The organism is Bradyrhizobium sp. SZCCHNR1002, assembly GCF_032381435.1.
GTDB lineage: Bacteria > Pseudomonadota > Alphaproteobacteria > Rhizobiales > Xanthobacteraceae > Bradyrhizobium > Bradyrhizobium aeschynomenes.
On sequence record NZ_JAUHIS010000001.1, the window covers coordinates 1,591,263 to 1,618,099 of the forward strand.

General features: G+C 65.4%; 23 protein-coding genes and 1 tRNA gene. 11 read left to right on the forward strand and 13 right to left on the reverse strand.

The features are described from left to right. Window positions 1-6: 6 nt before the first annotated feature. Window positions 7-411, forward strand: coding sequence for a hypothetical protein (locus QX108_RS07050; RefSeq protein WP_315726225.1), 405 nt, complete (start codon window positions 7-9; stop codon window positions 409-411). 39 nt (window positions 412-450) lie between these two features. On the opposite strand, the gene QX108_RS07055 is transcribed toward QX108_RS07050, so the two are convergent. The 7 genes from QX108_RS07055 to QX108_RS07085 all read right to left on the reverse strand — a co-directional run bounded on the left by QX108_RS07055 (window position 451) and on the right by QX108_RS07085 (window position 7,124). Next, window positions 451-1,242 carry a TonB family protein gene (locus QX108_RS07055; RefSeq protein WP_315780199.1) on the reverse strand — a complete coding sequence of 264 codons (792 nt, stop codon included), beginning with the start codon at window positions 1,240-1,242 and terminating at the stop codon, window positions 451-453. 14 nt (window positions 1,243-1,256) lie between these two features. After that, window positions 1,257-1,721 carry a biopolymer transporter ExbD gene (locus QX108_RS07060; protein WP_172113479.1) on the reverse strand — a complete coding sequence of 155 codons (465 nt, stop codon included), beginning with the start codon at window positions 1,719-1,721 and terminating at the stop codon, window positions 1,257-1,259. A 6-nt stretch (window positions 1,722-1,727) separates the two neighbouring features. Continuing rightward, entirely contained in the window at window positions 1,728-2,645 is a 918-nt protein-coding gene (gene exbB / locus QX108_RS07065; RefSeq protein ID WP_315720702.1) for a tonB-system energizer ExbB, read from the reverse strand. 11 nt (window positions 2,646-2,656) lie between these two features. Beyond that, entirely contained in the window at window positions 2,657-3,346 is a 690-nt protein-coding gene (locus QX108_RS07070) for a Fe2+-dependent dioxygenase (protein WP_315780197.1), read from the reverse strand. A 2-nt stretch (window positions 3,347-3,348) separates the two neighbouring features. Further along, the gene (locus QX108_RS07075; RefSeq protein ID WP_315720703.1) at window positions 3,349-5,763 is read right to left on the reverse strand and encodes a TonB-dependent receptor; all 2,415 of its coding nucleotides are present in this window, start codon (window positions 5,761-5,763) and stop codon (window positions 3,349-3,351) included. Window positions 5,764-6,005: 242 nt separating this feature from the next. After that, on the reverse strand, window positions 6,006-6,266 hold the full coding sequence (locus QX108_RS07080; protein WP_315720704.1) for a hypothetical protein: 261 nt from the start codon (window positions 6,264-6,266) through the stop codon (window positions 6,006-6,008). A 396-nt stretch (window positions 6,267-6,662) separates the two neighbouring features. After that, on the reverse strand, window positions 6,663-7,124 hold the full coding sequence (locus tag QX108_RS07085) for a MarR family transcriptional regulator (RefSeq protein WP_315720705.1): 462 nt from the start codon (window positions 7,122-7,124) through the stop codon (window positions 6,663-6,665). A gap of 158 nt (window positions 7,125-7,282) precedes the next feature. Here QX108_RS07085 and QX108_RS07090 point away from each other — a divergent pair, with 158 nt between their 5' ends. Both QX108_RS07090 and QX108_RS07095 read left to right on the forward strand, forming a co-directional pair. Further along, the gene (locus QX108_RS07090) at window positions 7,283-8,452 is read left to right on the forward strand and encodes an efflux RND transporter periplasmic adaptor subunit (RefSeq protein ID WP_315720706.1); all 1,170 of its coding nucleotides are present in this window, start codon (window positions 7,283-7,285) and stop codon (window positions 8,450-8,452) included. After that, a complete protein-coding gene (locus QX108_RS07095; protein ID WP_315780194.1) occupies window positions 8,449-11,595 on the forward strand; it encodes a multidrug efflux RND transporter permease subunit in 3,147 nt (1,048 codons plus the stop codon). Before QX108_RS07090 ends, QX108_RS07095 begins: the two co-directional genes overlap by 4 nt. Before the next feature lie 21 nt (window positions 11,596-11,616). Here the strand turns inward: QX108_RS07095 and QX108_RS07100 are convergent, their stop codons facing one another. Beyond that, window positions 11,617-13,893: an arylsulfatase gene (locus QX108_RS07100; RefSeq protein WP_315780192.1), complete on the reverse strand. Its 2,277-nt coding sequence runs from the start codon at window positions 13,891-13,893 to the stop codon at window positions 11,617-11,619. 167 nt (window positions 13,894-14,060) lie between these two features. Here QX108_RS07100 and QX108_RS07105 point away from each other — a divergent pair, with 167 nt between their 5' ends. The 3 genes from QX108_RS07105 (at window position 14,061) to QX108_RS07115 (ending at window position 17,457) form a co-directional block, all read left to right on the forward strand. Then, on the forward strand, window positions 14,061-14,774 hold the full coding sequence (locus QX108_RS07105) for a TetR/AcrR family transcriptional regulator (protein ID WP_315780190.1): 714 nt from the start codon (window positions 14,061-14,063) through the stop codon (window positions 14,772-14,774). 181 nt (window positions 14,775-14,955) lie between these two features. Further along, window positions 14,956-15,029 (forward strand) — tRNA-Gln (locus tag QX108_RS07110). 199 nt (window positions 15,030-15,228) lie between these two features. Continuing rightward, on the forward strand, window positions 15,229-17,457 hold the full coding sequence (locus tag QX108_RS07115; protein ID WP_315780188.1) for a tetratricopeptide repeat protein: 2,229 nt from the start codon (window positions 15,229-15,231) through the stop codon (window positions 17,455-17,457). 39 nt (window positions 17,458-17,496) lie between these two features. Here the strand turns inward: QX108_RS07115 and QX108_RS07120 are convergent, their stop codons facing one another. Further along, window positions 17,497-18,792 carry a sulfotransferase gene (locus tag QX108_RS07120; RefSeq protein ID WP_315780186.1) on the reverse strand — a complete coding sequence of 432 codons (1,296 nt, stop codon included), beginning with the start codon at window positions 18,790-18,792 and terminating at the stop codon, window positions 17,497-17,499. A gap of 242 nt (window positions 18,793-19,034) precedes the next feature. On the opposite strand from QX108_RS07120, the gene QX108_RS07125 reads away from it, so the two are divergent. After that, window positions 19,035-19,316, forward strand: a complete 282-nt coding sequence (locus tag QX108_RS07125; protein ID WP_315729266.1) for a hypothetical protein — start codon at window positions 19,035-19,037, stop codon at window positions 19,314-19,316. Between the two features lie 76 nt (window positions 19,317-19,392). Continuing rightward, window positions 19,393-19,545, forward strand: a complete 153-nt coding sequence (locus QX108_RS07130; RefSeq protein WP_315780184.1) for a hypothetical protein — start codon at window positions 19,393-19,395, stop codon at window positions 19,543-19,545. A 61-nt stretch (window positions 19,546-19,606) separates the two neighbouring features. Here QX108_RS07130 and QX108_RS07135 read toward each other — a convergent pair whose 3' ends face one another. Continuing rightward, window positions 19,607-20,125, reverse strand: a complete 519-nt coding sequence (locus tag QX108_RS07135; protein WP_315720713.1) for a hypothetical protein — start codon at window positions 20,123-20,125, stop codon at window positions 19,607-19,609. 2 nt (window positions 20,126-20,127) lie between these two features. Beyond that, the gene (locus tag QX108_RS07140; RefSeq protein WP_315720714.1) at window positions 20,128-20,409 is read right to left on the reverse strand and encodes a hypothetical protein; all 282 of its coding nucleotides are present in this window, start codon (window positions 20,407-20,409) and stop codon (window positions 20,128-20,130) included. On the opposite strand from QX108_RS07140, the gene QX108_RS07145 reads away from it, so the two are divergent. After that, window positions 20,378-22,399, forward strand: a complete 2,022-nt coding sequence (locus QX108_RS07145; protein WP_315780182.1) for a lipase/acyltransferase domain-containing protein — start codon at window positions 20,378-20,380, stop codon at window positions 22,397-22,399. The two genes, QX108_RS07140 and QX108_RS07145, sit on opposite strands and share 32 nt — an antisense overlap. Window positions 22,400-22,477: 78 nt before the next feature. Next, window positions 22,478-22,927 (forward strand): NUDIX hydrolase, encoded by a 450-nt coding sequence (locus QX108_RS07150; RefSeq protein ID WP_315780180.1) that lies wholly within the window; start codon window positions 22,478-22,480, stop codon window positions 22,925-22,927. Between the two features lie 13 nt (window positions 22,928-22,940). Here the strand turns inward: QX108_RS07150 and hpaD are convergent, their stop codons facing one another. Next, complete coding sequence (hpaD, locus tag QX108_RS07155) at window positions 22,941-23,858, reverse strand: 3,4-dihydroxyphenylacetate 2,3-dioxygenase (RefSeq protein WP_315780178.1); 918 nt, start codon at window positions 23,856-23,858, stop codon at window positions 22,941-22,943. Window positions 23,859-24,026: 168 nt separating this feature from the next. Beyond that, on the reverse strand, window positions 24,027-24,548 hold the full coding sequence (locus tag QX108_RS07160; protein WP_315720718.1) for an Hsp20/alpha crystallin family protein: 522 nt from the start codon (window positions 24,546-24,548) through the stop codon (window positions 24,027-24,029). A 486-nt stretch (window positions 24,549-25,034) separates the two neighbouring features. Here QX108_RS07160 and QX108_RS07165 point away from each other — a divergent pair, with 486 nt between their 5' ends. Next, window positions 25,035-26,792 (forward strand): ATP-binding protein, encoded by a 1,758-nt coding sequence (locus QX108_RS07165; RefSeq protein WP_315780176.1) that lies wholly within the window; start codon window positions 25,035-25,037, stop codon window positions 26,790-26,792. The last annotated feature ends 45 nt before the right edge of the window (window positions 26,793-26,837 follow it).

Below are 26,837 nucleotides of genomic sequence, written 5' to 3' on the forward strand. Positions count from 1 at the left end.
GCTGACATGATGATCGCGCGCCGCGCCGATACGCGCGCCCGCGCCGATTTCGCGACCTGGAAGATGATCGCCAAGCTGAACGGCGCCTCCGGCCTGCCGCCGGCCGCGCAGGAGTTCCTGGCGAGCTACAAGACCCGGCTGGGCGAGATGTCCGAGCACGAGGCGACCGAGGCCACCATCCGCGAGATGTACAAGGCCTATTACGCCGAGATGGGCGGCGGCGGCGCGCCGCCGGAGGTCAAGCAGGCCGCGGCCGAGCCGGTGAGCGACAACGTCACCGCCTTCCGCAAGCTGCCGCCGAAGCCGAAAGCGGCGCAGTCCGGCCCCGCCGCGCAGCGCAAGCTGCCGGTGGCCCTGATCTTCGTCACGCTCTGCGTCGCCTATGTCGGGATCAGGCTGTACTGGCAGTGAGCCGTACGGCCAGGAGGACCAGGCCCTCGGGCCGCGGCGTCAGGTCTTGGTCGCCGGGAATTTCACGACGATGTTGAAGGGTATCTCGTCGTCCGAGATCTGCGCCGGCGGCTTGGGGAACGGATCCGAGCGTCGCACCATCGCCACCGCTTCGTGATCGTAATCCGGGTCGCCGGATGACTGGATCACGTCGACGGAGACCACGTTGCCCCGGCGGTTGAGCTTGAAGGAGATCCGGACGCTTCCGCCCTGGGTCTTGCCGGCGGGATATTTCTGATTCTTCTTCACGATCAGGCTGAGCTTGCGCTGCCAGTTGGCCGTCTGCGGGTCCCTGTCCTTGCCGGTGCCGCTGGGATCGGGCGCCTTGACGCGATCGGCTTCGGGGACCTTGGCATCGAGCGTCTTGCGCGAGCTGTCCACGGCCGCCTCCCGCGCCTCCGACGCGTTGGTCTCGACGGCGGCGACCTTTTCCTCCTCCGTGGGCTTCTTGGCCTCGGTGGGCGACACCTGCTGGTCGGCCTCCTCGGTGGTGGTGGGAATGCCCTTCTGCAGATCCGTCTGCTCGGTCTCCGCCTTCTGCTCCGGGGTGGCGGCCGAGGCCGTATCGGCGACGGAATCCACGCCCATCGGCAAGTCCGAATCCTCGACCTTCGGAGCGGCGATCTCGGCGTCGATGACGTCGGCGGCAGTGCCGAGGCCGCCATCGTCGTCGTCACCATGCGCCGTGGTCAAGGCCACGGCCACGCCGCCGATGTGGAGCGCGATGGCCACCAGCGCCGCCGCGAACCAGGCGGCGCGGGAGGTCGAGTGCGAGGTGAGGAGATCGCTCATCTCAGACGGACCGATCAGGGTTGCGGGGCCGGAGCGGCAACCGCTCCGCCGGCAGCCCCGGCCGGCCGCTCCAGCGCGACCAGCTTGAACTTGAAGTGCGCATCGCGCAGCAGCTCCAGAACGTCCATGACCTCGCCATAGGGAGCCCCGCGGTCGCCACGCAGGAAGACCGTCCGATCGGTCTGGTCGGCCATCACCCTGTTCAGCTCGGCGACCAGATCAGCCCGCTTGACCGGGTTCTCGCCGATCGCCAGCGACAGGTCGGGCTTGACCGACACATAGGTCGGCTTCTCCGGCTTCTTCTGCGGCGTCGCGCTCGACGACGGCAGGTCGATCGGCAGGTCGACGGTCGACAGCGGCGCGGCCACCATGAAGATGATGAGCAGCACCAGGATGACGTCGATGAACGGCGTCACGTTGATGTCGTGGGTCTCGTCGAAATCGTCGTCGAGATCGCCTTCGGAGAGCGAGACGGCCATCGCCTGCTACTCCGCCGCGCGCGCGTGCAGGCCGATCTGGCTGCGATCGAGATCGCGCGACAGCAGCCGCCCAGTGGCGCCGGAGGCGCGGTTGACCAGCTCGAGATAGCCCTTCGTGACGCGCGAGAAGTGATTGTAGATGATGACGGCGGGAATCGCCGCGGCCAGGCCGATCGCGGTCGCCAGCAGCGCCTCGGCGATGCCCGGCGCGACCACGGCGAGATTGGTGGTCTGCGATTTGGAGATACCGATGAAGCTGTTCATGATGCCCCAGACTGTGCCGAACAGCCCGACGAAGGGCGAGATGGCACCGACGGTGGCGAGCAGGCCCATGCCGACGCGCACGCGCCGCGCCTCGGCGCGGACGATCTCGGTGAAGCTCGACGCCGCGCGCTCCTTGATGCCCTCGTCGCTGCCGAGCCCGGCCGAGAGCCGCGCCTCCGCGATGGCCGCCTGGAGCAGCACCGTCGCGACGTTCTTGCCATTGCCGAGCGCCAGATGCGCCTCGGCGAGCGACTTCGCACCGCCGAGCTTGCGCAGCGCTGCGACCAAGCGGCGGCGCAGCACCGAGAATTCGATGCTCTTGGCAATCAGGATCGTCCAGCTCGCGACCGAGGCCAGCGCCAGCGCGATCATGACCGATTTGACGATCATGTCGGCCTTGAGGAACATGCCGAGCGGCGACAGCTCGTCGAGCCCGGTGGTCAACGACTTTCCACCGCGTGCGGCGCTCTCGGCGCTGGTCGCGGCCGCCTGTCCCGGGGCCAGCTGTCCCGCCGCCGGAGGCTGAGCCGACAGGTCCGTCGAGATCGCAGGAGCAGCCGGCGCCTGTGGCACGACCTGCTGCGCGCCCGCAGGCGCCACGGCCGAAACGGTCAGAAATGACAGGACGATTGCAAACCTTGCGAGGAACGATGTCATCATATCTCGGCCCACTAAACCTCGGCCCATTGCCGGATCAGATTGTGATAGATGCCGGTCAGCTTGACCGCATCGGGATCGTCCCTCCCGAGGCGTTCCGCCAAGCTCTGGATCGCCGTGTCCAGATCGAAGATCATGCTCCGGACATGGGCATCCCGTATCATGCTCTGCATCCAGAAAAAAGAGGCGACCCGGGCGCCGCGGGTCACCGGCGTGACCATGTGAAGGCTCGATGACGGATACAGCACCGCATGCCCTGCGGGCAACTTGACTTCGTGCGAGCCGTAGGTGTCCTCGATCACAAGCTCGCCACCGTCATACGTGTCCGGCTCGGCCAGGAACAGCGTCATCGACAGGTCGGTGCGGATGCGAAGCCCTGTTAGCGGATCGCCGCGCACGGCATTGTCGACATGAATGCCGAAATGATCGCCGCGCGCAGCGGTGTAGCGGTTGAACAAAGGCGGAAAGATCTGCAGCGGGATCGCCGCCGACAGGAAGCGCGGATTCTTCGTCAACGCCGTGATGATGCGTTGGCCGAGCACCCGCGCCGCCTCACCCTCCGGTGGCAACTGCTCGTTGCGCTTGACCATGGCCGACTGCGCCCCGGCCGTCGAGCGGCCGTCCTCCCACTCCGCCGCATCCATGATGCGGCGGAAGTCGGCGACCTCGTCTTTGGACAGAACGTCCGGGATGCAGATCAGCATGATCAGAACTTCGCAGTTGTCACGATGTAGAAGGCGCGGCCCGGGGCCACGGCGACGAATGGCACCGCGCTCCGATACAGCGTGTCGTAGTACAGCTTGTTGGTCAGGTTCTGCGCATACAGCTTCATGGTCCAGTGCGCATCGAGCTTCTTCTCGACAAAGGCATCGAAGCGCCAGTACGCCGGCAGTTCGTTGCCGGTGTTGGCCGCGAAGGTGCCGCCATAGACCTTGGAGCGGTAGACCGCCTGGCCGCCGATCTCCCAGCCATTGTCGAGCTTGTATTTCGACAGCATGCTGAACGACTGGTGCGCGATGTTGGCGAGCTGCAGGCCGATATTGGAGGCGACGCCGCTCTGGGTGACCTTGGACTGCATCAGCACCAGGCCGCCGAAGATGCTCCAGCGGTCCGTCAGCTTGCCCTCCGCCTCGATATCGATGCCCTGGATGCGGTAGGCCGCGCCCGAGGTGAGGATGCTGTTCACCGTCTCGCGCGCATTGTCCTTGGTGGTCTGGAACAGCGCAGCCGAGACCAGGAGGTGGCGGTCGACCAGCTCCCATTTGGTGCCGAGCTCGGCCGCCTTGTTGCGCTCCGGCCCGAGCAGCACCGTGGTGTTGGCCGGCACGCCGCCATAATCGGTACCGGTGGCGTCGAGCTCCGAGCCGAACGGATTGGCCGAGGTCGCGTAGGCGGCGTAGATGCTGCCGATCGGCATCGGCTTGTAGACCAGGCCGACATTGTAGTTGACCAGATCGGCGTTCATCTTGAGGTATCTGGTGTTGTTCGACGACCCCATGATGTAGCCGTCATAGCGCACGCCGCCGTTCAGGATGATGGTGTCCCGCCAGTTCGCCGTATCCATCACGTAGACGCTGTTGGTGTTGACGCCATAACGGGTGGGATTGCCGACCAGCGACGGCGTCGTACTGAACGGGATGTTGGTGTATTGCGGCGAGTACAGATTGACCCCGGTGACCGCGCCCGAGCTGGTCGAGCCGCCGCCGAACAGCTCCGACGACAGGCCGGTATACCGATCGATCGAGATGGTCTCGTTGGAGAACTCGGTGCCGACGACTGCGGTATGCTTGATGCCCCAGGTGTCGAGCTTGAACGTGGCATCGTTCTGGTTGGCCCAGACGTCGACGGTCTGGTAGCGGCTCTGCGCGCTGGCCGTGGTCGTCCACAGCAGCGGGTTGGAGCTGGTCGTGTTCGGGTTCTGCGGCAGCGTGCCGATGTAGTTCAGCTCTGAATGCTCGCCACGGAACTTGCTGGTGAGCGTAATTGCCTCGTTGACCTTGTACTCCATGGTGCCGGTGCCGAAGTCCTGCCGCGCGGCCTGGAAGTCACGGTTGAGGAAGCCGTACCAAGTATTGCGCGGGATGCCGGCCGAAGTCACCGGCACGTTGCCCTGCTTGTAGTAGGGCACGCCGAAATCAGGATAGCCGGAGAGATCGGTGTGGACATAGTTGGTCGTGAATTTGAGGTCCTCGGTCGGCGTCCATTTGGTCGAGAGGAAGGCGCCCCAGCGGTCGTCGGTGACGTAGTTGCGTCCCGCGACGTTGGAGTCCTGAAACACGCCGCCCGTGCGCACCGAGACGGTCGGCGAGACCACCTGGTTGACATCGAGCGTCACGCGCTTCTGCTGGTCGGTGCCGAACTCGGTGTCCATCCGCTTGAAGTTGGTGTCGCCGGCCTGCTTGGTGACGATGTTGATCGCGCCGCCGGCGGTGCCGCGCCCCGCATAGGATGAGGCCGGACCACGCAGGATCTCGATCTGCTCGGTGAAAAAGTTCTCGCGGATCGACACCGCGGGGTCGCGGATGCCGTCGATGAAGACGTCGTTGCGGGCATCGAAGCCGCGGATGAAGAAGCGGTCGCCGAAGGCGTTGCCGCCCTCGCCCGAGCCCAGGGTCACGCCGGCGGTCGAGCGGCCGATCTCCTTGAGTGCAGTGACGTGCTTGTCCTGCAGCACCTCCTTGCTCATCACCGTGATCGTCTTCGGCGTGTTCAGGAGCGGCTCGGGGAACTTGCCCGAGGCCTGCACGCGGTTGACCTTGTACGGCTCGGCCGCGTCAGCATAGGGGTTGGCGTCGGGCGCGGCCAGCCCGCCCGCGTTCGGGAAGGCCACGGCCCCCTGCTGCCCCGCCTGCTGGCGGGCCGCGCGGCGCAGGGCATTGCGGGCGCGGACCTGCTCGGCGGTCGGCTTGGAGGACGTCGGCTTGGCGCGCGCGACCGGCGCATCGACGTTCACGGGTGGCAGGTCGGAAGCGGGTTGCGCTTCGGCTGACGAAACCGACGCCACGGCCATCAGGCCGGCGACCGCCGACACTTTGGTGACGAGAGGCCCCTCTCCTCGTCCCTCGAAAAACTTCATCGCTGCGCCTGCCCGCAGCGAACGCGGTGCTCTCACCTGTCCCATTTTAATTTCACGCGCCCCAGATTTTTCATTGCACATCGCTTCCGCGGATCATTCGCAGTGCGACGATGTGTCGTTGGTATCGGGCGTGTTTCAGGGGGTCAATTTGAGGAGCCCCAATTTGGCCTTGAATAGTTCCAGATCAAAACAATTCTAAAAACGCGCAACTAATAGAAACAGGCGGAACTTGAAATCGTTCTAAACAGCGCGATTTGACTCGCGCTGTTGTCGAATCGGCCCGTGTCTCAGGTCGACGACCCGGCGGTCTCGTCGCTGCTCGGCGGCTTCATCAGCGAGAACAGCTCATCGACGGTCTGCACCGCGATCCGGCGCACGCGCTCGGAATCGTCGATGCCCGCGATCCGCACGCCGTTGACGACAGCCCTGATCTCGTCGCGGAAATCAGTCAGGAAGCGCAGGGGATCGCGCTGCTCGTTGGCGACGCGCGCGATCAGGCCGGTGACCAGGATCTGGCAGGCGAGCATCTTTCCGTTCAATTCTTCCATCGAAGGCTCCACATCTCGTTGTCGTCGCATGGCGCATCGTCGCTTGCCGGACGATGCAGCCCCGCTCAGGTTGAAAACTTGCCGAATGTCCGGGGCACCGCGGCCACCGCCGAAGTCATCCGCTTCTAATCAGCTCTCATCGGGCGCGACAAGACGGCGACAATAGGTCGGAGGACGACTTTTGCGCGACCGGCCGCGGCGCGTTCGGCACAGCGGGGGCGGGCGGAGGCCGCGCCGCCGCGGCCACGCCATTCAGCTCGTGCGCCGTCCAGACATGGTCGATCTGCGCGAGCAGTGACGACAGAAGCCCCCCTCTGCGCATTTTCGCACTCAGGGTGCTCTTGTGAAGCATCACAACTCAAGATCGGATCGAGGCACCTCGAGGCGCGGTGTCGGTTATTTGACCGCAACGCCCGACTTGGTTTCGGACAGTGTCTTGATCCGCTCCTTCAGCCCCCGGAGCGTGGCGAGGCTGGCGGCCACCGCGTCGTCCGGGATGTCGTGCAGCACATCGGCAGCGATGGCGTCGCGCAGCTCGTCCAGTTCGTCCACCAGCTGCCGACCGGCGGCCGTGAGGTAGACTCGGTTCGCCCGTCGATCCCTGGGATCATGACGGCGCTCCAGCAGACCCTGCTCCACCAGCCGGTCCAGCAGTCGAACCAGCGAGATCGGCTGCAATTCCAGCACTTCGGCGAGATCGACCTGGGACAACCCTTCCTGCGCGCGCAGCCGAAACAGCACCACCCATTGCGCGCGTGTCGTGCCGCGCTGCTTGGCACGATGATCAATATAGTTGCGCAGAATGCGCGAGCTTTCGACAAGCTGCGTAACGAGCTGCCGTCTTGCGTCCAGCGACATGGCCGTGCGGTCCTCGGGGTCCCTCGAAAGCTTGCGAATTGTTTAGGTTTGTCCACGCCCTCGTGTGTTTACACATTAATTGCGTGCGTACTATATCTGGGCTGCTGGGATTGGTTTTAAAGACCGGTTATCCTGTTCGTCTCAGCATACGGGCCAGCATGAAGACATCACGAACCATTGCATGGATCCTGCTGGTCGCGGCTCTCGGCGGCGCCGGTTATTACGGCTGGCAGCGTTATCAGGACGCTGAGGCAGCGAAGAAGACCGCCGCACAAAAATCGGCCCGGCCGCAAGCGGTTCGGGTCTCGACCGTCCCGGTCGAGAAGGCGGACTTCCCGGTCTTCCTCACCGGCCTCGGCACCGTCCAAGGCTTCAATACCGTCCAGGTTCGCACCCGCGTCGACGGCCAGATCGACAAGATCGCGTTTACCGAGGGGCAGCTCGTCAACCAGGGCGACCTGCTGGTCGAGATCGATCCGCGGCCGTTCCAGGCAGCGCTCGACCAGGCCAAGGCCAAGCGGGCGCAGGACGAGGCCAATCTCAACAACGCCAATCTCGACCTGCAGCGCACCACCAAGCTCGGTGAATTCGCGACGCGGCAGCAGCAGGACACCCAGCGCGCCACGGTCGCACAGCTGACGGCACAGATCGCCGCCGACGATGCCGCGATCGCCAATGCTCAGACCCAGCTCAGCTACACCCAGATCAAGGCGCCGATCTCGGGCGTCGCCGGCTTGCGCCAGGTCGACGTCGGCAACATCGTCAATGCCTCGACCCAGACCGGCATCGTGTCGATCGCGCAGATCGAGCCGATCGCGGTGATCTTCACCGCGCCCGAGGAGCAATTGCCCTACATCAACGAGGCGCAGAAGGCCGCAGCCCTGAAGGTGATCGCCTTCACCACCGACGGCAAGAAGCAGCTCGCCGAGGGCAAGCTGATGGTCGTGAACAACCAGGTCGACACGTCGAGTGGAACGATCCGGCTGAAGGCCGTGTTCGACAACAAGGACCACGTGCTGTGGCCGGGCCAGTCGGTGTCGACGCGCCTGCTGGTGCGGACGCTGAAGGATGCCACCGTGGTTCCGGATGACGCGGTCCAGCATTCGACCAGCGGGCTGTATTCCTACACGGTGAGCCCGGAGAACAAGGCCGAGTTGCGCAAGGTGAAAGTGGGCGCCTCGATCGACGGCCGGACCGTGATCGAGGAGGGTCTCACCCCCGGCCAGCAGGTGATCACCGGCGGCCAGTTCAAAGTGCAGCCCGGCTCGATCGTGACCACTGCGGTGGCCAGCTCGGATCAGGCGCCAGCGAAGGTCCGGCAGGAATGAACGGCGGCGGCATCTCGGCACCCTTCATCAAATACCCCATCGGCACCTCGCTGCTGATGGCGGGCATCCTGTTCATCGGTCTCGTTGCCTATCCCTTGCTGCCGGTCGCGCCGCTGCCGCAGGTCGACTTCCCGACGATCCAGGTCACCGCCAATCTGCCGGGCGCCAGCCCCGAGACCATGGCGACCTCGGTCGCCCAGCCGCTGGAGCGGCAGTTCGCCCAGATCCCCGGCATCGCCCAGATGACCTCGACCAGCTATCTGGGCACCGCATCGGTCACGATCCAGTTCGATCTCAACCGCAGCATCGACGGCGCGGCCAACGACGTCCAGGGCGCGATCAACGCGGCCTCGGGCCAGCTGCCGAAGAGCCTGCCGTCGCCGCCGACCTACCGCAAGGTCAATCCGGCCGACTCCCCGATCCTGCTGCTGTCGGCCACCTCCGAGACGTTGCCGCTGACCACTGTCAGCGATGCCGTCGACGCCGGTCTCGCCCAGCAGATCAGCCAGATCTCCGGCGTTGCCCAGGTGATCATCGGCGGTCAGCAGAAGCCGTCGATCCGCATCCAGATCGACCCGGCCAAGCTCGTGGCCAAGGGTCTGTCGATGGAGGACGTCCGCAGCCAGATTGCCATCACCACCGTCGATGCGCCCAAGGGCAACATCGACGGCGAGCGCCGCGCCTACACGATCTACGCCAACGACCAGCTGACCGACTCGAAGGACTGGAACGACGTCATCATCGCCTACCGCAATGGTGGCCCCTTACGCATCCGCGACATCGGCAAGGCGGTCACGGCGGCCGAGGACGCCAAGCAGGCGGCCTGGGCCAACGGCAAGCGCGGTGTGTTCCTGGTGATCTTCAAGCAGCCGGGCGCCAACGTCATCGAGACCGTCGACCGCATCAAGGGGCTGTTGCCGCGGCTGGTGGCGGCGATCCCGCCGGCGATCAAGATCGACGTCATTTCTGACCGCACCACCACCATCCGCGCCGCCGTCGAGGACGTCCAGTTCACGCTGATCCTGACGATCTTCCTGGTCGTCATGGTGATCTTCATCTTCCTGCGCAGCTTCTGGGCCACGGTGATCCCGACCATCACGGTGCCGCTGGCGCTGCTGGGGGCCTGCGCCATGATGTGGGGCGTCGGCTATACGCTCGACAATCTGTCGCTGATGGCGCTGACGATCGCGGTCGGCTTCGTGGTCGACGATGCCATCGTCATGCTCGAGAACATCTCGCGCTATGTCGAGGAAGGCGAATCGCCGATGGCCGCCGCCTACAAGGGCGCCAAGGAAATCGGCTTCACCATCGTCTCGATCTCGATCTCGCTGGTCGCGGTGCTGATCCCGCTGCTGCTGATGGGCGGCATCATCGGCCGGCTGTTCCGCGAGTTCGCGGTGGTGCTGGCGATGACCATCTTCGTCTCGATGTTCGTGTCGCTGACGCTGACGCCGATGATGGCCTCGCGCTTCCTGCGCAACGAGCACGCCGCCCAGCACGGCAAGTTCTACCAGTGGAGCGAGGCGGCATTCGACGCGATGCTGCGCGCCTACGAGAAGGGCCTGGACCTTGCGCTGCGCTGGCGCTTCGCCACCCTGATGGTGTTCTTCGCCACGCTGGGCCTGTCGGTCTACCTGTTCATCCTGATCCCCAAGGGCTTCTTCCCGCAGCAGGACGTCGGCCTGATCACCGCGACCTCGGAAGCCTCGCAGGACATCTCGTTCAAGGCGATGCAGTCGCGCCAGGAGGCGCTCGCCAAGATCGTGATGGACGATCATGATGTCGCCAGCGTGGCGATGGCGATCGGCGGCTCCGGCCGTGCCGGCAACAACGGCAACATGTTCATCACCCTGAAGCCGCGCGAGGAGCGCAGCGCGACGGCGCAGCAGATCATCGGCCGCCTGCGGCCGCAACTCGAGAAGGTCGAGGGCGCCCGCCTCTACATGCAGGCGGCACAGGACATTCGCTTGGGTGGCCGTCCCTCGCGCACTCAGTTCGAGTTCACGCTGCAGGATCCGAACCTCACCGAGCTGAACGACTGGGCGCCGAAGATCCTGGAGAAGATGCGCTCGCTGCCGCAGCTGCGCGACGTCGCCACCGACCAGCAGGCCGACGGCACCACCGTTCAGCTGACGATCAACCGCGACACCGCCTCGCGCTACGGCATCTCGCCGCAGCTGATCGACGACACGCTGTACGATGCGTTCGGCCAGCGCCAGGTTGCGCAGTACTTCACCCAGCTCAACTCCTACCGCGTGATCCTGGAGATCCTGCCGGAGTTGCAGGGCAATCTCGACACGCTCAACAAGCTCTACGTGAAGTCGCCGACGACCGGCGACCAGGTGCCGCTGTCGACCTTCGCCAGCTGGACCACCGTTCCCGTCAAGCCGCTGTCGATCAGCCACCAGGGTCAGTTCCCGTCGATCACGATCAGCTTCAACCTCGCCCAGGGCGTGGCGCTCGGCCAGGCCACCGACGCAGTCCAGCGGGCCATGGTCGAGCTCGGCGCGCCCGCGACCCTGAACTCGAGCTTCCAGGGCACGGCGCAGGCGTTCCAGCAGTCGCTGTCCACCGTGCCGCTCCTGATCCTCGCGGCGCTCGTCGTGGTCTACCTGATCCTCGGCATTCTCTACGAGAGCTACATCCATCCGATCACGATTCTCTCGACGCTGCCTTCGGCCGGCGTCGGCGCGCTCGCGATCCTGATGGCGTTCGGCTACGATTTCAGCCTGATTGCTCTCATCGGTGTCATTCTGCTGATCGGCATCGTGAAGAAGAACGGCATCATGATGGTCGACTTCGCCATCGCCGCCGAGCGCGACCAGCATCTGCCGCCGGAGCAGTCGATCCGCCAGGCGGCCCTGCTGCGTTTCCGCCCGATCATGATGACGACGATGGCCGCGCTGCTCGGCGGCGTGCCCTTGATGCTCGGCAACGGCACCGGCTCGGAGATCCGCCAGCCGCTCGGCTACGCCATGGTCGGCGGCCTGATCGTCAGCCAGATGCTGACGCTGTTCACCACGCCGGTGATCTATCTCTATCTCGACAGGGTCAACAACGCCTTCGCGCGCTGGGGTCGCACCCATATCGACCACGAGACGGAGACCGCCGCGGCAGGCCCGGTCAAGGAAGCGGCGGAGTAGTCGGCCGCCGCTCGTCGCGATCTATTGCCGCGCCATCTCGGCGTTGCCAACGCCCTCGCCGTCCAGGCTCTGCTCGTCCTGCATCGTCACCGTCACGTGCGACAGCCGTCCGGTGAACGCGAACGGCGCCGCGTAGTCCGACACCGGGCTGCCGCGGTCATGGCCGATGTCGAGCCCCGACCAGGAGATCAGCGTGTGAAAGGCGAGCTGCGTCGTCAGCGCGCCGGCCTCCTCGCCGTCGATCAGCAGCGTGTACCGGCTCATGCCGGTGCGCGCGCCCTTGGCGGGCTCGCTCTGCCGCCTGAGGCGCTCGACGCGAAGGCCGAGCCGATGCCCGCCGGCCGGCACCGGGCGGCTCGACCTGACCACCTCGTGGCGGCCGCCGATGTTGAGATCGTGCACGAGATGGCCGTCCTTGATGTAGAGGCTGTAGCCCGAGGTGGCATCGCCATGGGCGATCAGCACGCCGCTCGCGCCGTCATCGATCTCGACATGGGCCTCGATCAGATAGTCGCGGCTGCGCACGTCGGGCGCGACGTCGGTGGGCACATGGCCCATGCCGGCGTGGAAGGTGAAACGCGTCCGCGCGCCATGGAAGCGCGCGGCGTTCTCGGCAAAGCGCGGACCGAAGCGGTCGTCGAGCGGCAGCACCTGATGCGCCTCCGCCTGCTCCCACCACAGCTTGACCAGCGCTGCGAGCCGCTCCGGCTGCTCGGCCGCGAGATCGTGCGTCTCGGAGAAATCCTGCGCGAGGTGGAACAGCTCCCATTTGTCGTTCTCGAACGGGGTGCCGGTGGGATGAAACGCCACCGCCTTCCAGCCGTCGTGCCAGAGACCGCGATGGCCGAACATCTCGAAATATTGCGGCACAGGCTTCGACGGTGCGGTTGCGTTCGTGATCGACGCGGCGAAGCTGACGCCCTCCAGCGGCATCTGCGGCACGCCGGCGATCGTCGCCGGCGCCTCGATGCCGATCAGCTCCAGCAAGGTCGGTACGAGATCGCAGGCATGGACGAACTGATGCCGCAGCTCGCCGCGCGCCGCAATCCGCTTCGGCCATGACAGGATGAACGGATCGCGGATGCCGCCGCCATGGGTGTTCTGCTTGTAGCGCCGGAGCGGCGTGTTCGACGTCATCGCCCAGCCATGCGGGAAGTTCGAGTGCGTGTCGGGCCCGCCGATGTCGTCGATGCGCGCGAGCTTCTCGGCGATCGGCTCCGGCTTGAAGTTGAACGGACCCATCGCGTTGACGAAGCCGAGCGGACCGCCCTCCTGGCTGGCGCCATTGTCGGACATCACGATGATCAGCGTGTCGTCGCGCTGGCCGGTCTTGTCGAGGAAAGCGAGCAGCCGCGCCAGATGCTGGTCGGCATGATCGAGCATGCCGGCAAAGGCCGATTGCAGCCGGGTGAAGACGCGCCGCTCGTCGTCCGAATGCGCGTCCCAGGCCTTCACCCCGTCATTGCGCGGCGGCAGGTCCGTCGTCTCGGGCACCAGCCCCATTGCTTTCTGCCGCGCCAGCCGCTGCGCACGCTCGACGTCCCAGCCATGGTCAAAGACGGCATCGTAGCTCTCGATGATGTCGCGCGGCGCCTGATGCGGGGCGTGGCAGGCGCCAAGCGCGAGCCAGGTCAGCCACGGCAGCTCCGGCCGGTCGGCGGTATGATCGGCGATGAAACGGATCGCCTGATCGACCAGATCGGCCGTCAGATGATAGCCGTCGGCGAAGCTGCCGGGCGGGCTGACATGGGTGTTGTCGAGCACGAGCTCCGGCGCATATTGGTCGGTCTCGGCATCGAGGAAGCCGTAGAATCGGTCGAAGCCGCGGCCGAGCGGCCAGCCGTCGAACGGCCCGGTCGCGCCGCTCTCGGTCAGCGGCGTGACATGCCACTTGCCGACCATGTAGTTGCGATAGGCATGGGCCCGCAGCATCTCGGCGAGCGTCCCCGCCTCGCGCGCAATCTTGCCGCGATAACCTGGATAGCCCGAGTCGAAATTGGCGAGGCAGCCGACGCCGACCGAATGGTGGTTGCGGCCGGTGAGCAGCGCCGCCCGCGTGGTCGAGCACATCGCTGTGGTGTGGAAGCCGGAATAGCGCAGCCCCTGCGCCGCGAGCGCGTCGATCGCGGGGGTGCGGATCGGCGAACCGTAGCAGCCGAAATCGGAGAAGCCGACGTCGTCGAACAGCACCACCAGGATGTTCGGCGCGCCCTTTGGTGGCTGCCGAGGCGCGGGCCACCACGGTATGGAGCCGGCGATGGTCCTGCCGATCGTGCCGCCGAATGCGGGCTCGCTCATGACTGGTCCTCCCCTGTCGCTCGCGCCCCGGCCGCTGGCCGGCCGGCCGAGCTCGTTCTTGTTTCTCATTGCATCCGATCCGCAACCCCCGTCCGGAGGCGGCACGACCGCGCTTGCCCCAGATCATAATCATAATTATGGTTATGGTTCTAGATGGAGAAAGCGGCATGGCTGGACCAATTGCGCAGGTCGACCTGCCCGGCGTCACGCCGTCGCGGCAGCAGCGCAGCCGCGAGACGACGCTTGCGTTGCTGACGGCCGGCGCGGAGCTGCTCTGCACGCGCAACCTCGCGGAGCTGTCGATCAGCGACCTCTGCGCACAGATCGGCGCCACGGTGGGCGCCTTCTACAGCCGGTTCGACAGCAAGGAGGCCTATTTCAACGCCCTGCTCGCGCTCACCCTGGAGGGCGGCCGGCAGGAGCTCCTGAAGCTGCCGCCGGCCGGTTCGGTCCACCCCGGGGACCTCGACGCGCAATGCCATCACCTGGTCCGCGGGATCGTGCTCTGGATGCGCCGTCACAAGGGAGTGCTGCGCGCAGCCCTCGTCCGTGGGGAGCAGGGAGCCAACAACTGGACCGGTTTCAAGGATCTGGCCCAGGCACTCTCACAGCGCGCGGCGCTGCTGCTGCGGCCGGCACCTCACGACAGCAGCGCGGTCCGACGCAAGCCGGCCGCGACGGCAGCGGAGCTGAAGACGGTCGCGTTCGGCGTCCAGGTCGTGCTCGGCACCCTGGTGAATGCCATCCTCAACGATCCCGGCCCGCTCTCGATCGACGACGACGAGATCGCCGAACGGCTGGGCGCATGCCTCGTCCTGCTGCTGCGCGCCGGGCCGGACGGCCCTGCGCCAAAGCCGCGTGGCCGCCCCAGCAAGCGCTAGCGGCTCCGGCCGCCGGCTCCGCCCCGGCCAAACACGTTGGAAATCCGTCATCCAGCGGCTTGCCAAAGCCTCGGACATGCGGGTAGAAGGACGCGTCGCCGCCGCCGGCCGTATTCGCGGGCCGGCTCGCAAAACGGTGCCAGACAGTCCGCCAATTGGTTGAAACTGCTCGGCATTCCGTTGGGGAATGGTGTAACGGTAGCACAACAGACTCTGACTCTGTTTGTCTTGGTTCGAATCCAGGTTCCCCAGCCAGCTTGATCTCTGCCGCGACGTCCCTGCGACCTGAAACGATCTGGATCGGTCCGCCGCGAACGCATCGGCGTGCCCTGAATCGCTGCAGCGTCGGCCTACTTTGGCGCGCGTGACCGCGCGTTAACGTCTGCTCATTGCGAATCGGCGAGAACGGAACAACCATTGCGAGCAATGGACCGTTTTCGTGGAGGGCAGGCACTTGCAAAGCAGCGTCGGCGCGCGCGCCTTTCAAAATGCTCGGCTGCAGAAGCGAGCCAAGAAGCAGGCCGACGCGCTGCTGCCGGCCGCGATCAAGGCCTATCGCGAGGGCCGGCATCACGAGGCGCAGGCGTTGTGCCAACAGATCCTGCAGGACCTGCCGCAGCATTTCGCCGCCCTGCATCTGCTCGGCGTGTCCGAACGGGATTGCGGCCGTTCCCACGAGGCCGTGCTCGCCCTCACCCGTGCGGTCGAGCTCGACCCGCGCTCGGCCGACGCCCAGTCGGATCTCGGCGTGACGCTGTCGCGGCTTGGTCGTCACGAGGACGCTCGCGCCCGCTTGGAGCGCGCCATCGCGCTCAAGCCGAACTTTCCGACCGCGCTGACGCATCTCGGCAATGCGCTGATGAGCCTCTTCCGTTTCGAGGAGGCGATCGCGGCGCATGACCGCGCTATTGCGCTGAAGCCCGACCATGCCGAAGCCTACGCCAATCGCGGCATGGCGCTGATGTTCACGAGCCGCCACGCCGAGGCCAGCGAGAACTTCGATCGCGCGCTCTCGCTGCAGCCGCGTTTGCTGACGGCCCTGTTCGGCAAGGGCGTGGCCAGCATGAACCTGCGCGAGTTCGATGCGGCACTGACCGCGCTGAATGCGGCGCTTGCGATCAATCCGAAGGCGGCCGCCGTGCTCGCCCAGCGCGGGCGGGCGTATCAGGGGCTGGGTAAATTCGCCGAGGCGGAAGCCGATTTCGACGCCGCGCTCGCCCTCGAACCGCTGCTGGAAGCCGCACTTTGCGGCAAGGCCGAGATGCTTCTGGTCAACGGCAATATCGCGCTGGCGATCTCGGTCAGCAACAAGGTGCTGGCCCAGAACCCGAACTCGGAGATCGCCTGGACCCTGCTCGGCGTCTGCGCCGCCGCGCAGGGCGACACCGCCGCGGCCATCGAGCAGTACGACCGCGCGCTCGCGATCCGACCGAACCATGAGGACGCGATCACCAAGAAGATCTTCGCGCTGGATTTCCTCCCCGACACCGGGTTGGAACGTCTCCAGGCCGCGCGGAGAGACTGGTGGGCGGCGATCGGCTCGCGATTGGAACGCCGCGCGCTCGGCGTGCGCAACATCGATCCCGATCGGCGGCTCGTCGTGGGCTACGTCTCGTCCGATTTCCGCGACCATTCGGCGGCCTTCGCCTTCCTTCCGATCTTGCGCCACCACGACCGCGAGAAGTTTGAAGTCCTCGCTTATTCCTGCTCGCCGATGAAGGACGCCAAGACCGAGCTGTGCCGCTCGCTGGTCGATCGCTTTGTCGACGCCTCGCTGTGGAGCGACGACAAGCTCGCCGATCAGATTCAGGCCGACAAGGTCGACATCCTCGTCGACCTCGCCGGGCATTCCGCCGGCCACCGGCTCACGATGTTCGCGCGCAAGCCTGCGCCGATCCAGGTCTCGGCCGTCGGCAGCGTCACCGGGACGGGCCTGCCCGTCATGGATTATCTGCTGGCCGATCCGGTGACGATCCCACCCGCGGTCCGGCATCTGTTTGCCGAAAAGATCTACGACCTGCCGTCGCTCATCACGATCGAGCCCCCGCCCCCGATTCCGCCATCGCCGCTGCCGATGCTTCGCAACGGCCACGTCACCTTCGGCGCATTCAACCGCATCGACAAGCTGTCCGAGCCTTGCCTTGCGCTCTGGTCGCAACTGATGGCGGCAACGCCCGGCTCGATCATCGTCGTCAAGAACCACTCGATGGGCGATGCCCTCCTCCGCGACCGGTTGATTGCCCGCTTCGTCGCTCACGGCATTGCCGCGGACCGCGTGATCTGTGCAGGAAAGACGACGCGCCAGGAGCATCTTGCGATGTTCGCCGAGATCGACATCTCGCTCGATCCGTTCCCGCAAAATGGCGGCATCTCGACATGGGAGTCGCTGCAGATGGGCGTGCCCGTGGTCACCAAGCTCGGCGCCGGCCCGGCCGCCCGCGCCGGCGGTGCGATCGTCAAGGCGATCGGTCTCGACGAGTGGGTCGCCGAGGACGACGAGGGCTATCTCGCGATCGCGCTGAAATTCAGCGGCCGGCCTGCCGAGCTTGCCGCGCTTCGCGCCAAGCTGCCGGCCATGGTGTTGAATTCAGCCGCCGGGAACGGCGCGGTGTACACGCGGCATGTGGAAGACGGCTACCGGAAGTTCTGGCGCGATTACAGCCGGCAGGCGCTGATCCGCTAGCGCCGTGCGGACCGCGAGCGCCGGGCGACGGGGAGCGGATCAGGCCCGGCACAGCCGTGCGCCGGTGCGCCGTTCCACCCATGCGAGGTAGTCTTCCGACCGCGCCAACACCTGCGGCCGCGACAATCCGAACTGCTCGAGCGTATAGACATGCCTGAAGCGGCGGCTGATCGATCCCGCCTGCAGGTGCCGCCGCATGCGGCTCTCGAACGCCGCCGTAAAGTCGTAGCCGAATCTGGCGTAGATCGCGCGGACGGTTGCGATCGGGTCATTGGTCAGATCGTCGAACAGAATATCGACATGGCGCTCGGAGCTCGCCGCCTCGTCGGCCCGCATCATCCCGGCCATCGACTGTTCGAACAGCTCCAGCATCCGCTGGCCGAGGTCGGCAAAATCGACGCGCGGCGTATAGGCGATCTGCAACTGCGCGATCAGGCTGGCGAGGGCCGGAATGATCTGGCAGGGATCGCGGTGCAGCCGCACGATCCGCGCGTCGGGAAAGCTCTCGAACAGCACCGGGAGAAAGTGGGCATGGGCCAGCGATTTGCTGAGCCAGTGCCCGCCGCGATGAAACAACTGCAGGTGCTGAACCTGCCGTTTGTAGCCGGCACAGAGCACACCAAGGTCCGACCGGCTCAGGTCTCGAAACCATTGCCAATAGTCCGGCGACCGGAGTCCGAGGATCATGTGCTGCGGACCATGCCACATCATGAGCTGGCACTCCTCGGGGGCGTCCAGAGCGAGCTCATGGATCTTGTGCAGATCCGGCATCACGGCGGCCCGGAACTCGGATTGCGCGCGCAGCCGGCCGATCCGCGGATCGCTCGCGTAGGTCTCGGGCCGCGGTGGCGGAGACGGCTCCTGCAGCTCCCACAGAAGCGGCGCCCGCGCCTGCGGATCGAGCGCCAGCAGGTGATGCAGGAACGTGCTTCCGGTGCGGCCGAAGCCGACGAGAAACAGCGGTCTTGCGACGGGCACGTCGGCGATCTCGGGGACATCGGTCAGGTCCCGCGCGAACTGGACGTATCGTTCGATCCAGCCATAGATGTAGTGGCTGGCCATGTAGCGGCCGAGGTCGTCATAATGCGGGTCACGGCCGACGGCGTCCGCGAGGCGCCTGATCCCTTCGAGATGAAGTTCGCTGCCCGCGCCGAGCGGCACCGGACCGACGCGACCTTGCGCGAGGTCGAGCAACTGATCGACGTCCAGCAGTTTCCTGGTGCCGAGCTCTCGATCCAGCGAGAGCATCCGGGTGAGGAGCTGTACCGCCGTCGGCGAGCGCAGCCTGGGAGCGACGACGATGGCTTCGTCGGGCTCGCCCGTCCCGCGACGCATGGCATGCTTCCTCGTTTGTGGCCAAGGCGTTCATGCTAGCGAACGGGGTGTCCGATCACAACAAGGCCCGAACGCAAGGCGCCTGCAACCGGCCCAACGGCTACCGCGCGTGGTCACAACGGAAACTTGTAGAAACAAGACAAGGGCGCCACAGCGTTCAACTTAATCGGCGGAACTATCAGCGGTTGCTGGCGAGGATCCGCCGACCATGCCACGCAGATCACCTTCGAAAGGAGCGAAGGGTGCTGGTTCTGCGTCGGTTGGCTGTCATCGGTGTCTCTGGCCTGCTCGTTCTCGCCGTCGTCGGCCTCGTCATGTTGGCGACGGACAGGGATGCGGATCTGCCGCCATCATGCAGCCGGGGCTCCGCCGATGCGATCATGACCGGCTGCGCACCGGGCCAGCGCTCGTTGTGGTTCGAGGAGGTCATGACGTTTCAGCGGCCGGGCTGGACCCCGGCGCGGTCCGACGAGGGCTCGGTCCCGGGCAAACCGGCAGGCGGAGCGCCGCACCCGCCGGATTAACCCGCTGTTCACCACGATCCCGGCCCGGCCGGAACGATGCAATTTGCATCAAATTGTCTGGTCAGGGAGACGGGACATGACCAGGATGCAGGATCTCGAAGACCAGATCGCGCGGGCCGAGCGGCTCGAGCGCAGCATCACCGATATGCTGACGATCGAACGGCTGCGCCAATTTGCGGCAGAGTGCCGCCGCGAGCGCGAGCGGCTGTCGCAGCGCTGCACGGCCTGACGGAGCCGCCGCCCGCTGCTGCAGGCGTGTTTTCCGAAGCGGCGCCGATCGACCTGTGCCCTCAGGAGCAGGTCGTGACCATGTTGGTGCAGAGCTGCCGGGTCCAGCCGATCCCCTTCTTGACGCGGACCTTGGCGAACGTGCCGAAGCAGCCGAGCAGCTCGACGGCCTGATCGCCGCTCGCATGCGAGTCGAGCGTCGCGCTCGCGGTGGCATGGTCGCGGTAGATCACTGCACCGTTCTGCAGCCCGCTGGCCCCGACGACGCTCCGGTGCACGAAGCCGCGGCCCTGGAAAATGACCCGCTCCTTGTCCTGGTCGACATCGATCAGAACGGCGCGGTCGATCTCGAACCAGTCGTCATGCTGCGCGACGAGATGCACGACGATCCAGCCCTCGCTGGTGGGGTTCTTCAGCGCCGTGATCACGCTGCCGCCCGGGCTCGCGCGCACATTGGCGCCGTTCGGATCGCGGTCGGTGATGTCGACGTCGACGTTGCATGCTGCCCGCCCCGGCCCTTGGGCCGAAGCGACGACGGGGACCGCGAGCAGCACGGCGAGCAGCCAAACAATCATGCGCATCATCAAAGCATCCAATCCCGACCAGGATCCGAATTGGTCGCTGCCGCCGCGCCGAAGTTCAACGCCGCCGCCTGCACGCGGGCCGCAAGCGCGGAGACGAAGGCAGTCACCGCTGCCTTTGCTCCTCCCGGCCGAAAACCCGTCGTGACTGACCGGCCGTTCATTGCTATCATGGGTTGCTGACGTCCGATTGCCACCAATCTCATCCGCCGTGAGGCGAGCGTGTTGCGATCCATCTCATGGAGATCGCCGATGCTGCTGACCAGGTTTGCCGTCGCCGCCATTCTCGCGCTCATCGCCGTCTCCGCATGTCATGCGCAGGCCGCGGCCGAGTCGGAGGTTCCGGGAAGCGCGATCGTGAAGGACATCCCGCAACAGACGCGTGACGAATTCTATGCTAGGCGCCGCGACATCAGACGGCAGACCGCGCCGCGGGTTCTGTTCGTTCCGGGCATCCTCGGCTCCAAGATCGCCGAATGCCACGTGGACGGCACCCAGTGCCGGGACATCTGGGGAACGACCGGCGCGATTGCGCGAAGCGATGTCGATTTGAGCATGAAGACGGATCGCCGCTATCGGACAGACGTGGTCGAGACCCTGCTGTTCAGCAACATCTATGGCGGCATCGTCGACCATCTGCGTCTGAAGGCCAGCGCGATCGGCTCCGACGCCGCGGGCGATCCGCTCGTCAGCGTATTCTCGTATGACTGGCGACTCTCCAACGCCTACAATGCCACGCTGCTGCGCGACCGCATCTGCGACCTCAGAGCCGGCGCGGCGAAATCGCCGATCGTGATCATCGCCCACAGCATGGGCGGACTGATGACCAAGATCTGGGCCGCGCGTTATGGCAAGCAGCCCTGCAGCCACGGTGGCCTCCCCGACGTATCGCAGATCGTGTTCGTTGCGACGCCGCATCTCGGATCACCGAAAGCCATCAAGGCCGTCGTCGACGGCTACAACATCCTGTTCGACGAGCTGACGGGCCTGAAGCGCTACCTCGGCTGGTGGGAACGCAACTATCTGCTCGATTCGATCAATGCAGCAGGCATCTCGTTCCCGAGCCTGTATGAGCTGCTGCCGATCCGCAGCAGCGAATACTGCCTGAAGCAAAAACCGGCACTGAGCAAGGCGGGGGTGCCGGTCGAGAGCGACGACCAAAAGCCGGTCAACCTGTTCGACGTCGAGACGTGGCGCAAATACGATCTGCTGCAGCGGATCGGCCTGCCCGCGGTTCGAAAGAGCTATTACGACAACGAGCTCGCGCCGATGCTGAAGGGAGCCGAGCAAGTCCTGTGCGAGATCGCCGACTTCAACCCGTCCAGCATTGCCGACGTGTCCTATTTCTTTGGCCGGGAAAAGACGGATCGCACCTACGGCTGGTTCCACCTGCGCAGCGGTAAGACCGACCGGATCGACGACTCGAAGATCGTTCAGGGCGACGGCACCGTCCCGGTCTACAGCGCGCAGAGCATGTTGGTCAGCAGCACGCGCCAGACCATCGAGGTTCAGGAGGACCATACCAAGATCATCAGCAGCAAGCCGGTGCTCAGCATGATCGACGAGCTCTATATTTCGGCGGCGAAGCGCGCCGATCTTCAAACGGCGCGCGCGGAGACGGCCTATGCCTCGTTGCTGGCAGCGGAAACAGCCGCCACCCGATCCTGGATTCCGGTGTCCTCAGATCCCAAGAGCTGGTCGGGCAGCGACGACAAGCTCGCGATCGACATCAACAAGCGGGCTCTCGCTGCCGCGGGCAAAAAGCCATCGGACATCGCGGCGCTCGCCCGCACATCCTTGGATGCAGGAGAAAGGGCCCGGCTCTATTCGGTTGCCGCCGCCACGACGGCCGACAACAAGCAACAGCTAACCTGGATTGCCGACGCGGCCGGCTCATCCTACTCCGCCGGGCAATACCAGGACGCGATTCGCAGTTCGACATTCATCGCGGCCGCCGTGGAGACGGCCGTCCCGCAAAACGACCCCTCCAGGCTCGCGCTGCAGAAATCGGCGGCGGAAATCAAGGGATGGGCTTATCTGCGCAGCGGTGACATCGGCGAATTCAACAAGCTCGCTTCGTCCTATGCGGAGAAGTTCGCCATGGCCAAGGACGACTTCAAGGAGCCGGTGCAGAGGCAGAATTTCCTGGTTCAGTTCGCGACGTCGCCGGAAGGCAGCCCTCTGCTGGTCTACAATCCGAAGAGCGGAGGTGCTTCCGTCGCCTATGATCCTTCCAAGGCGTTTCGGCTCCAGTGGGACGGAATCCAGCAATAGATGTTGAGCCGGAGGGCCAGACGCGCGAGGACGTCCGCATCAACAGCCCTCCTCGCCAGTCGGGCAGAAAGCGTTCCGATGCGCGCACGTCCCTCCTCCCGCCTGCTCGTTCTCGATCCCCAGGATCGGCTGCTGTTGTTCAAGTTCGTGCATCTCGCCGGCGCGCTGGCGGGAGAGCAGTTCTGGGCCACGCCTGGCGGCGGGCTCGATCCGGGCGAGAGCTACGAGGCCGCCGCCTGCCGCGAGATGTTCGAGGAGACAGGCATTCGCATCGATCATCCCGGACCGCAGATCGTGCAGCGAGCCGTCACCTTCACTTTGGTCGACGGCGAGCAGGTCAGCTCGGACGAACGCTACTTCCTCATCAGGGTCGCTCACGACGGCGTTTCGTCGACGCATTGGACCGAGTTGGAGCGCGCAGCCATCACTGCGCAGCGGTGGTGGCGGCGGGAGGAACTCGCAGCGACGTCCGACCAGGTCTTTCCCGAGGACATCACTGACATGCTGAGACGCGCGGACGTCTGGTGAGGCAATCGCCCCGTCAGAGCCGTCCGCCCGTCAGCGCGGCGGCGCGGGGCCGGCCAATATCGTCGATCGCGCTGGGCATCGGCGCGACCGGAAATATCGCGTTGATCTGCCCGGTGCCGGACGACGGGAAGAACGGCGTCACCACCTCGACGCCGCGATCGTAATGGTTCCAACCGAGGGCGCCGAGCAGCATCGCGGTGTCGTGCATGAAGCCCTCGCCGTGGCCCTTGCTGGCGTATTCCGGCAGCATGTCGCAGAAGTCGGGCCATTCGCCCTGCTCCCACATCTGGATTACCTCGTGGTCGAGCCGCTCCAGGAACGGGCTGAACATCTTGTCGCGATATTCGTCCGCGGTACCGTTCTGGGCGAAGCGATGGCTGAGCGAGCCCGAGGCTAAGAACGCCACCGTGCCATCATAGTGATCCTCGACGGCGCGACGGAACGCCCAGCCGAGCTTGGCGCTGTCGGCGAGATAATGCGAGGTGCACAAAGCCGACACCGACACCACCTTGAAGTGGCGGTCGGGGTTCATGTAGCGCATCGGCACGAGCGTGCCGTATTCCAAGGCCAGCGACGTCGCATCATGCGCCATGGTCGCCACGCCATGCGCGTTGGCCCCCTTGGCCAGGATGTGGCCGAGTTCCGGGTTGCCGTCGTACTCGTAGGTCATGTTGGCGATGAAGTGCGGCAGCTCGTTCGAGGTGTAGAGCCCCTCGAAATGCGGCGCGCAGTTGATGTGATAGCCGGCATTGACCAGCCAATGGGTATCGAACACGACAATGGTGTCGACGCCCGCCTCGCGGCAGCGCCGCCCGATCTCGAGATGGCCGTCGATCGCCGACTGGCGCTTGCCCTTGGCCGGACCATCGAGCTCGCTGAGATACATCGACGGCACATGCGTGATCTTGGCCGCAAGTGCGAGCTTGCCCATCGTCTCGTCTCCCTTCCGATCGTTCACGGTCCGCTGTCGCGAACCGCTTGCTTGATGGACAGATTAGCCTTCCAGCCTCGCAAACAAAAGGGCCGCGAGCGCGGCCCTTCGTCGGAGTCTAGCCCCTGCTGTCCCATGATCATGGGACAGCAGAACCAGGACATGCCCTCATGCCGCCTTGATGTCGATGGTCTTGGCGGCCTTCTGCACCTCCGGCTTCTTCGGCAGGGTCACCTTGAGCACACCCTGCTTGAACACCGCCTCGATCTTGTCGGTGTCGACGCCATCCGGGATCTGGAAAGACCGTTCGAACGAGCCGAAGCTGCGCTCGCGGACGTAATAGTCCTTCTTCTTCTCTTCCTTGTCTTCCTGCTTCTCGCCCTTGATCGAGAGTACGCCGCTCGCGACCTTCACCTCGACGTTCTTCTCGTCGAGCCCGGGCAATTCGGCCGTGACCTCGTAGGCGTTGTCGTGCTCGGCGACATCGACCGCCGGCGCCACGGCGAAGGAGCGTGCCCGCGCCAGGCTCGGCAAGGAATCGAACAGCGACGGGGTGCGCCAGACTCCGCCGTGGAAGTCCTCGAACACGCGATCGATCTCGCGGCGCAGGTTCTCGAACGGACGCCATCCCTGCAAGGACGGCGCATTTGCTTTCTCGGTGTTGACGGGCAGCTTGGTGGGTTCGGCCATGACTTCATCCTCCTGCTTCACGCGAGGATCGGCTCTTCAGCGGCACATGCGCAACCGGTGCGCTCGACGAGACCGGCCGGCATCCGCTCCCTCGCGCTTGACGGGAAGAATATACCGGGCACACCGCGGTTCCAGATTGATCGCGATCAAATCCTTGCGCAGCCGCTCAGCCCGCCTCACCCGCACTTCGTTGGACCCGCAGGCCCGCAATCGTCCCCTCGATCCAGGCGTGCGCAGAGCCGAGGAAGCCCTTTGAAATGGTAAATCGGGCGTTAAACGAAGCGGCTTGCGCGACGCTTTAGCACAGGCAACAGAAAGCGTTATACCACAATGCGTTACGCCACTTTGAGAAGGCATGCTCCCAACGTTGCGAGGCATGTCCGGGCCGCACGGACGGGGGCCGGTGCGCCGACAAATGTGAGCCGTTTAACAAATTCTCCAGTCCCTCCGGCGAAGGTGTCCGCTCAACAATTCACCACAGGTTTCATGACCGTGACATCCTTCGGACGTGTGATCTCGGTGCGAGGCTCCCAGGCCCGCGTCGGCATTCTGTCGACAAAGCAGATGACCGTCTCCGATATCCGCGCGACAGTCGGCCGTTTCATCAGCATTCGCTGCCCGAGCGCCACGATCATCGCGATCATCACCGAGGTCACCAGCGAGGACCTGTCAAAGGCTCACGACTACGTCGCGACGGCGTCCGTGGACCTGCTCGGCGAAATCCTCGGCCCCGCCGAGCGGCCCAAGTTCCAGCGCGGCGTGACCCACTACCCGACCATCGGCGACGCCGTCGAGATGATCACCAGCCAGGAGCTGCGCACGATCTACACGCCGACGGCCGGCGACCACATCGACATCGGGGCGTTGCAGCAGGACACCTCCGTGCGTGCCTGCGTCAATGTCGAGGAGATGCTGTCGAAGCACTTCGCTGTGCTCGGTTCGACCGGCGTCGGCAAATCGACCGGCGTGTCGCTGCTGCTCAACGAGATCCTGAAAGCGCGGCCGAACCTGCGCATCTTCCTGCTCGACGTCCACAACGAATATGGCCGCTGCTTCGGCGAGAAGGCGCTGGTGCTCAACCCGCGCAATCTGAAGCTGCCGTTCTGGCTGTTCAATTTCGAGGAGATCGTCGACGTCCTGTTCGGCGGCCGGCCCGGCGTGCCCGAAGAACTCGACATTCTCGCCGAGGTCATCCCGCTGGCGAAGGGCATCTACACCCAGTATCAGAACACGGACCGTATCGGCCTCAAGCGCATCGATCCCAAGACCGTCGGCTATACGGTCGACACCCCGGTGCCCTATCGCCTCGTCGACCTGATCAACCTGATCGACGAGCGCATGGGCAAGCTGGAAAACCGCTCCTCGCGCATCATCTACCACAAGCTGATCTCGCGCATCGAGACCGTGCGCAACGATCCGCGCTACGCGTTCATGTTCGACAACGCCAATGTCGGCGGCGACACCATGGCCGAGGTCATCAGCCACCTGTTCCGCCTGCCCGCCAACGGCCGCCCGATGACCGTGATGCAGCTCGCCGGCTTCCCGGCCGAGGTGGTCGATTCCGTCGTCTCGGTGGTCTGCCGCATGGCATTCGATTTCGGCTTGTGGAGCGACGGTGTCTCGCCGCTTTTGTTCGTCTGCGAGGAAGCGCACCGCTACGCCTCCGCCGACCGCTCGATCGGCTTCGGCCCGACCCGCAAGGCGATCTCCCGCATCGCCAAGGAAGGCCGCAAATACGGTGTCTATCTCGGCCTGATCACCCAGCGGCCGGCCGAGCTCGACGCCACCATCATCTCCCAGTGCAACACGCTGTTCACGATGCGCCTCGCCAACGAACGCGACCAGTCGCTGTTGCGCTCCGCCGTCTCGGATGCGGCCGCCAACCTGCTGTCGTTCGTGCCGTCGCTCGGCACCCGCGAGGTGCTGGCCTTCGGTGAAGGCGTCGCGCTGCCGACCCGGCTGCGCTTCAAGGAGGTGCCCCTGCATCAATTGCCACGCAGCGAGGCGACCATCGCCACCGTCCGCTCGGTCAATGCCGGGCACGACATGCATTTCGTCAGCGCCGTGCTGGAGCGCTGGCGCGGCGCGACCTCGAGCAGGGATGCCGCGAACGGCGACGGCGGCATGAGCGCCGGCAGCGATCGCGGCGGCGGCCTTGCAACGTCGTTGGATGCCCCCATGCTGCAGCCGTCGCTCGGTCTCGACCCGGACCGCTTCTCCCTGCTGAAGAAGCCGCTGCGCTGAGCAGGCGGCGGATTGCAGGGTGATTGCGCGCTCGCCGTGATCGAC